The organism is Pseudovibrio sp. Ad26 (assembly GCF_001623285.1).
GTDB lineage: Bacteria > Pseudomonadota > Alphaproteobacteria > Rhizobiales > Stappiaceae > Pseudovibrio > Pseudovibrio ascidiaceicola.
Genome location: NZ_LMCE01000103.1, coordinates 1 through 7,409 on the forward strand (window position 1 = coordinate 1; position 7,409 = coordinate 7,409).

The following is a 7,409-nucleotide window of genomic DNA, read 5'->3' on the forward strand; positions in this document are numbered from 1 at the left end:
TTCTCCCTGCTTCAGAATTGCAATAATCTGCGCGTCACTAAAACGAGATTTCTTCATAAGATCAGTCCTCAATATGAGGCAACAATATCTCTACTTTCAAACTCGATCAAATTCCGGGGGGATTACCTCTGTAATGGACCCGGAGCGAAGGGGCTGCCCTGTTCAGTGGAAATTATTAAGCAACCGGTAACGGGATGATTTAATGAAGAACACAAAGCCATTTGAGCCGAACAGGAAGAGCCGGATGAGTTGAGAGGCTTACGTCCGGTTCTGTGAGAGCCCGAGGGTGAAACTCCTTCGGGCTACTCGACCGCTGCTATCTCAAAAGCCCCCATACACCAGATTCAGTTATAGCTCTTAAAACACGCACCACCCTGAGTGCTGGAAGAGAGAAATCGACCTCGATCGACAATCCCTCCCGGTTGAAGTCATCGAGAATGTTGAGCGTTCTGAATCGCCTGCCATCTTCAAGCTGGTCTGACATGAAGTCCATCGACCAGACCTGATTAGGCTGCTCTGGCACTGCCAGCTTGTCAGGTTTTGCCCGTTTCAAGCGCTTGTGCGGCCTGATCCGCAGGTTCAGCTCCAACTCGCGGTAAATGCGATAGACACGTTTGTGGTTTCAGTTAAAGCCTTTGATATTGCGAAGATAAAGAAAGCACAGCCCAAACCCCCAAGTCCGGTTGGTGGTTGTTAACCGCACCAGCCAGTCAGCAATGACAGCATTTTTATCGCAAAAGCGCCGTTCATAACGGTAGCAGCGCTCACTCACACCAAAGGTGCGACAAGCCAGAGCGATAGAAATCCCTCTTCTTTCAACAGCAAGCACAGCCATCTCCTTGCGCTGAGATGGCTTCAGTACTTTTTTGAAAGCGCTTCCTTTAAAAGATCATTTTGCAGTGACAGCTCGGCATACATCTTCTTGAACCGGCGCAGCTCTTCTTCAGTAGACTTCATCACTGAGATCATCGGTGCATCAAGGCCGCCATATTTGGCGCGCCATTTATAGTAACTCGCCGCGCTCATACCGTGTTCCCGGCACAGCTGAGCAACCGGGATGCCGCTTTCGCCCTGCTTCAAGATTGCAATGATCTGCGCGTCTCTGAAGCGAGATTTCTTCATAAAATCAGTCCTCAATAAGAGGCAACAATATCTCTACTTGTAAACTCGATCAAATTGCGGGGGAATTACCGAAGTACTGTCAGTGCCTGTTACTTTTATTGTTTGATCTGTTGGGATGCACGTCAAGGTCCTCTCGCCACGAAAGCAGTAAAAGGAAACTTGAGCTTTAAAAGCCGGGCTATGTTTCCGGCGCGAACATTTGCTCAAGACATTCTTCTGTTTTGGGCATCTTGTCAGTTTTAGGTGCTTAATCACTTAGACCACTTGCCCAAAATTCCAGAGCTATCTCTGCAATGTTAGTTAAGTATGTCGCCAGTGCTGATGCAATTAAAAATTTCCAATAACTCTCGTAAAGTAATGCAAAATAACTAATCTCATAAATCACATATATTGTATCTCATAGTGAGAATAATACAAATTATTTCATCAATTATACATAAAAATCAGTGGTATCATGTGACGGCACCGCTTAGATTCGCTGCATATAGTTGGTTCACTAAATATATGTAAATTTCTAAGTTGTGGTGTTTAATATTAGTAATCCTTGATGCTTTAAAGGAGAAGATAATGTCTAGAAATGAGAATAGAATTAGTACTACAGTTGAAATTAAAGAAAATAAAATTTCAAAAGAGAAAAATAGCGTTGCCACTCCACTGAATTTTGAAGATCTAAGGCTTGTATATGGCGGATCTGAGGAAAGTAGTGGCGAAGTTAGCGAGCAGTGCTAATTAGAAAATCGGTAGCTTGGAGGGCGACCTTCAAGCTACCAACTTATTCATATCTTAGTTGCAAATATTTTATTTTAGGTTGTATACTAGAATGTTCGGTAGAAAATCACACGCGTGCCAATTAACTATAGATCAATACATCGATAATTCACCTTATGCGGTTGATATTGAATATGTTCATTATTTAGAAGATGCTCGAACGATTTTTGTCAACTCATTTGCATTTGACCAAATGTTGAGCGCAAATAAGGCGGCGTGTGATCTTTTGATGCGTCAATGGGTGCTGAGTGTTGGGGGGGTTATTTCTGCAGGGCAGCTAAAAGGTCTCAGTGGAGATACGGTCAGAACCAAGCCTTTCAAAATTAATGCCTATCGTCCTCCGCTCTATGGTCGCGCGGCGATAATTCAATCAAAAATGGATGATGGATTTTCCGAAATTCTTCGCGATGGAATTATTGCTGATGTAAAAGGCATTGGCGTTCCAAACCACAGACGACCCTATCCAGAATTTAGGCATAACAATGGCTTCCTGTTGCTGGATGAAGCCATTAAGGAAATGTTACTTTATCGCATTATCTATAAAGTCTCACTTACCGAAAACGCTCCTTTTGACACGCTACCTTATCTGGGGCTCGTTGATTTAGGCTTCGATGTCCAGATGCCGGATCGGCCTCCTATTCGAGCTACATCTATTGTTAGAGCTGCACATTACCGCCCCCCTAACAATGAAGCAATCCCTGAGCGATCATCTTCGGCCCATAAGATGATGATAACAATTGAAAAATACTTGCAGAATCTTGGCCTTACTTCGTCTGCAGAGGGCTTTCAAATCATACTGGATGAAGGTCAGCCAAAACTTAAATTTTATGAATGGGATCAGCCGTACGATCAAGATATCATAAAGAAACTCGCAAATGAAAAGCAATTAGATCTCCCATTTACCAGCTTATCTCCAAATATCCAATTGTGCGATCAATTCGAATGGAGTGATTCATCCTCAACACTCGTTGACTTCGGGCACTATAAGATGCTCGGCCTCTTTGAGGAGCCTTTTTCAGTCACAAGAGTTAAAGACAGCACTTTAAATTGGGGAGAAACATTTAGCAACAATCATCAAACCAAGTCAAGCCTTAGTAGACTTCATGAGTTAATGGGAAATGTCGATGATGTAAAAAGCTGCTATTCGACTGAGCAACTTGAATGGATAAGCCCATCTTCGCAACTAGTGAAAAAGAATAACATGCTCGATATTCTGTCGTTGTCTTTAGCTTATGATTATCAAGAAAGAGGTATGTCAGGCGATGAGTTGCAAAGGCGTATAAATAGTTATGCAGATAGATGCGTGGCGGAGTTGCCGCCGCTAGCTACCACCTCCAAGAAACCCCTCGAGCTGCATTCTTTTGAGGTGTAGTATTTGCTTCACATAATAGCGTTTAGTTATGTCTTTATACTCACATGTGCAGTTATATTGCTAATATTTAGATGTTATTATTAAAATTACTCAAAATCATGAATGATATAAGTAATAATCATCTTTGTTAAAGGCTCACCATAATGATCAACGAGAGAAATTCCACAAATTACAACGGTTTAAGTTTACATGACAGCAAAGACACTATGTCCAATCTTGATTGTCACATTGAGACAGAGCATAATATCAACGCGTTAATCAATAACTGGTTGCAAGATAAATCAACTTCTACTCCTCTTCAAGATTTACAGTTAATCATCGAAGAAATTCGCTCTTTTCCGAGAGGAGATGAGCGTATCCAGCGTATGAATACGCTGGTTCGAACGTTAGGACGCGCAGAAACATTAGCTATATTCCTTGATGCCCTTCGTGAAGCAGGCAGTCAAACTGGTACAATTGAGAGGAAGTTAAGTGAAGACTCCTCTAAAGGGACCATGCATTGTATTTATGGCTGGTGTGGTCAGACGACCTTAGTTAACTCACTTAGTCATCCGACTGCAGGGACCATGCATTCATTCCCAACATTAAGAGAAAGGCTTGGTTACAACCCTGCTACTTGGGGATTAAGTATTCACATTTGGCAACCTAATCCTAATGCGAAAGGTTTTGCAATGGGTGTCGAAGGTAAGTCAGATATTGTAATGGAGCCGCCACATTCACATCCGTTCGACTTCGTTTCTATGCTCTCTAAGGGTTCATTAAAACAGTCGATATATGTCGAACAAGAAGATACTCCGGCTATACGGAATGGTAGATATAATAATATTTGCTTAGAGAAAATTGACGGCATATGGCCACCCCACATACATCGACGGAAAGCAAATCTAACGGCGGTTGAAGATCAAGTTTCTCTCAAGGAAGGGGATAGCTATTTTATGCCCGCTGAATGTATCCACGATGTCGAAACGGTTCTCTCAACTTCCCGAGATAAACCGGCGATAACGTTGTTTTTTGCATCTGAGGCAACGACAACGGGACATGCTTATGTCGTGCCAGAATTATTAGAATATCACACACAACATCCCAATCTAAAGGAGCAAGCTAGGCCGTTACCATTTACCGACTGGGATAAAAAACTCTCATTGGTTTCGAGCTATCTGAAGGGCGAGACAGAAACACTTAACTTAGCCGATGTCGTAAAATACACAGGCGATTATGCTTTCTTCCATAGAGAGACATTAGCTTTATAGAGAAATCTTAATTTCTATCTTTAGATGCGAACTTGTCTGTGAGCCAATGAACTTCTTGATGTCAAATTTATCCGAAAAAATCGAACATTCTTGGATTGAGTTAGAGCACCTTGATCATATTGCCGTCTCCTCTAAGCAAGATGTCGTAAAGCGACTCTATGGCAACCGATGTCCTATAGAATTGAGTGGCCCCTTCACAAAAGATCAGGTCCCTGAAAAAAAATTCTCGGCTTCAATGTGTGAAGAAGAGCTCGAAGAGCTACTTAGATATATAGATATTCAACCTAAATCTTGTTTAGAGGTTGGAAGCCATCAAGGAGATACTGCGATCCTGATTGCACGAACTCTGAACATTCCGGTTGTATGCGTCGATACCTGGTTAGGGGGACCTGTTTTATGGCATGAAGCAGTGCCTGATAACTTCCTGAATATGAAAAAAGATGAGCAATTTCCTATCACTAAGTTTTTCACTAGATTTGCTGCCAATGTAACATTCAGCGGTACGCTTGATTTAGTTACATGTATACAGCAGCCATCATCAACAGCATTAAGAGTTTTGGCCGCACGTGGTTTGCAGTTCGACTTGATTTATATAGATGGGTCTCACGATTACATTGACGTGTATATCGATTTGGTCCTTTCAACCAAGCTGTTGACTAAACACGGTGTTTTGTTGGGCGACGACTTTCAGAATTCAAATGTTCGTGCAGCAGTAATGGATTATAGCAAAGAGGTGAATAAGAAAGTTATTGAAGTCCCGATTACAGCTTTTGGGAAAGATAGATGCCGTAAATACTTTGCAATCAAGTCTTCTTAATGATTAATACAAGCAGATTAGAACTCAAAAAGAGTTAGGGGAGGAGTATAGATTTGGCAGAACGAATTCTCATTACGGGAGGGAGCGGATATCTGGCGCGCGGGCTTGGGCAACATTTCAAGGCCAATGGGCATGAAGTGCTTCTTGCATCTCGGAGTCAAGCACCTCTAATTGAAGCTGCTAATCAAACAGGGTGTCGCATTAAACCGCTCGATGTATCTTCGTCATCTTCAGTAGAAGATGTTTTTTGTGATTTTCGGCCTGCAGTAGTAATTCACGCAGCTGCCAGCAAACATGTCAGTCTCGCTGAAACGGAGCCCCTAGAGTGCATTGACATAAATATTCGTGGATCTCAAAATATTGCCAGAGCTGCCATCAAACATGAGTGCAAGACTGTGATTGGTGTTTCGTCAGATAAGGCAGCAGCGCCCGTTATGACTACTTATGGTATGTCTAAGGCTCTTATGGAACGATGCTTTGTGACCCTGAACGGTACCGGAAAAACGCAATTTTCACTGGTTAGGCTAGGAAATTTAACATGGTCCTCGGGCTCGGTGTTTACGCTTTGGCGCAACATGGTCCTACATGGTAAAGTCATCGACTCTACGGGGCCGAATATGAAACGGTTTTTCATGAGTTTGCCTGAAGCTATAGCAATTATTGGAAACTGTCTTAATGAAATTGATAATCTAGGTGGGAGAATATTTGTACCAAGTCTCAAGGCGGCTCAAATTTCAGATATTTTAGACATTTGGGTAAAGCGTTTCGGAGGACAATGGCAAGGATCTGCCCCAAGGAAAGGCGATATGATCGACCAATGGCTTTTTGGGGCTCCAGAGCTTCCCCATACTCAACAGTATCGGCTTGCGAGCTCAAATGGTTTCATTATTGATTTTTCTAGTTATGCTTCTAAGCCCGTAAAAGAAGAATTGTCAACGGTAAACGCGCAAAGGTTTACGGACCAAGAGATTAATAACTTAATAGCATATCCTCCATCTGGTTGAGAATTTTTACATGTAACTTTACTTAATTTGAAATTTAGACAGGCAAAAAGTGGGATAACCCTGTCCAATAGATCACAAATGCCTCTACATGAGGAATAATACCTTTAGAGGAGTATATCTAAGTGGGTCGTCAATGTGCGATCCATTACTTTATCTTGCAGCATATAAAACATTGCTTCACATCTCAAATCTAACGATAAATAAAATATGTACTTAGTTACCTCTAGGTATCTAGCATCAGTATTATTTAAACATGCAATGTAGATGAAATAATTTCACTTGAGTGATTGTGGTTTTAGTATATTTTAAAATGATATATTAAGCATGACATTGCTTTTACTATAGTTAATGAATTAGCCATCTGGTAAACGACATGAGATTTTAGATCGGTGAATTACAATTCGACATCCTCTACACTTCATCCAGTTTTGAAACATATGCTCCTGGAGCAGAGGCAAAATGGCTCAATATTTAATCACTTAAGTTTACGTGCGTTAATCGATCTCGCCCCCGGAACTTTGGTGAGTATTTTAACATCAGGTGGGCTGGATTCTGCAACAATGATTGCCTTAGCTTCATCCGCCAACTTAAAAATTCAGACTATTGAATTTCTCCGATCTGATCGACCAATATCTGAGGCCATATACTCTCAACGTCTTGCATCGCGATTTTCAAATGAACACATTACTGTAGAATATCCAGCGCCACGAAAAAGGCTCGAAGATAATGTGTTTAACTTGCCAGAACTTTACTCTGTGTATTTAACAATTGGCGCGGCTATCGCCAAGCAAGCTCGGTCTAGATACCTATTTTCAGGTCTAATTTATGAAGACTGGGCGTCAGATAGCGAAACTGCCACATCTACTGACATGTTGGGCGCTGTGAACAAACTGATCCTTAGTGAGGAAGCTGGCGCCTCTATACAAGTAGCTGCGCCGTTTGCTTTTTCTTCTAAAGCGACAATTGCAGCTCTAAGCCTCGTCTTAGGATTAAGCGTGGAAGAAAGTCAATCTTGTTTAATGCCACAAAATGGTAGGCCTTGTTCCAGCTGTCAACAATGCCATGTTTTTTTTTTC

At 41.8% G+C, this 7,409-nt stretch carries 6 protein-coding genes and 1 pseudogene; 6 read left to right on the plus strand and 1 reads right to left on the minus strand.

Annotation, left to right across the window (positions count from 1 at the left end):
* Positions 1 to 358: 358 nt before the first annotated feature.
* Positions 359 to 1,122 (minus strand): annotated as a pseudogene (locus PsAD26_RS30070) (IS3 family transposase); the annotation flags it as partial.
* 567 nt (positions 1,123 to 1,689) lie between these two features.
* Between PsAD26_RS30070 and PsAD26_RS29755 the strand changes: the two are divergent.
* From PsAD26_RS29755 to PsAD26_RS29080, 6 genes are all read left to right on the plus strand, one after another.
* Positions 1,690 to 1,851, plus strand: a complete 162-nt coding sequence (locus PsAD26_RS29755) for a hypothetical protein (protein ID WP_193758337.1) — start codon at positions 1,690 to 1,692, stop codon at positions 1,849 to 1,851.
* Between the two features lie 91 nt (positions 1,852 to 1,942).
* Complete coding sequence (locus PsAD26_RS22900) at positions 1,943 to 3,262, plus strand: hypothetical protein (protein ID WP_063312271.1); 1,320 nt, start codon at positions 1,943 to 1,945, stop codon at positions 3,260 to 3,262.
* A gap of 206 nt (positions 3,263 to 3,468) precedes the next feature.
* Positions 3,469 to 4,512, plus strand: coding sequence for a hypothetical protein (locus PsAD26_RS22905; RefSeq protein ID WP_063312272.1), 1,044 nt, complete (start codon positions 3,469 to 3,471; stop codon positions 4,510 to 4,512).
* A 58-nt stretch (positions 4,513 to 4,570) separates the two neighbouring features.
* Positions 4,571 to 5,329: a class I SAM-dependent methyltransferase gene (locus PsAD26_RS22910; RefSeq protein WP_193758338.1), complete on the plus strand. Its 759-nt coding sequence runs from the start codon at positions 4,571 to 4,573 to the stop codon at positions 5,327 to 5,329.
* 53 nt (positions 5,330 to 5,382) lie between these two features.
* Positions 5,383 to 6,333, plus strand: a complete 951-nt coding sequence (locus tag PsAD26_RS22915; protein WP_063312274.1) for an SDR family NAD(P)-dependent oxidoreductase — start codon at positions 5,383 to 5,385, stop codon at positions 6,331 to 6,333.
* 389 nt (positions 6,334 to 6,722) lie between these two features.
* The coding region (locus tag PsAD26_RS29080) for a 7-cyano-7-deazaguanine synthase (protein ID WP_153041552.1) at positions 6,723 to 7,409 on the plus strand (687 nt) is incomplete at its 3' end.

What these genes read in the sequence shown, in the direction of transcription:
- PsAD26_RS22910 (WP_193758338.1), top strand. Translation starts at nt 4,571, where the DNA reads ATGTCAAATTTATCCGAAAAAATCGAACATTCTTGGATTGAGTTAGAG.
- PsAD26_RS22905 (WP_063312272.1), top strand. Translation starts at nt 3,469, where the DNA reads ATGTCCAATCTTGATTGTCACATTGAGACAGAGCATAATATCAACGCG.
- PsAD26_RS29755 (WP_193758337.1), top strand. Translation starts at nt 1,690, where the DNA reads ATGTCTAGAAATGAGAATAGAATTAGTACTACAGTTGAAATTAAAGAA.
- PsAD26_RS22900 (WP_063312271.1), top strand. Translation starts at nt 1,943, where the DNA reads ATGTTCGGTAGAAAATCACACGCGTGCCAATTAACTATAGATCAATAC.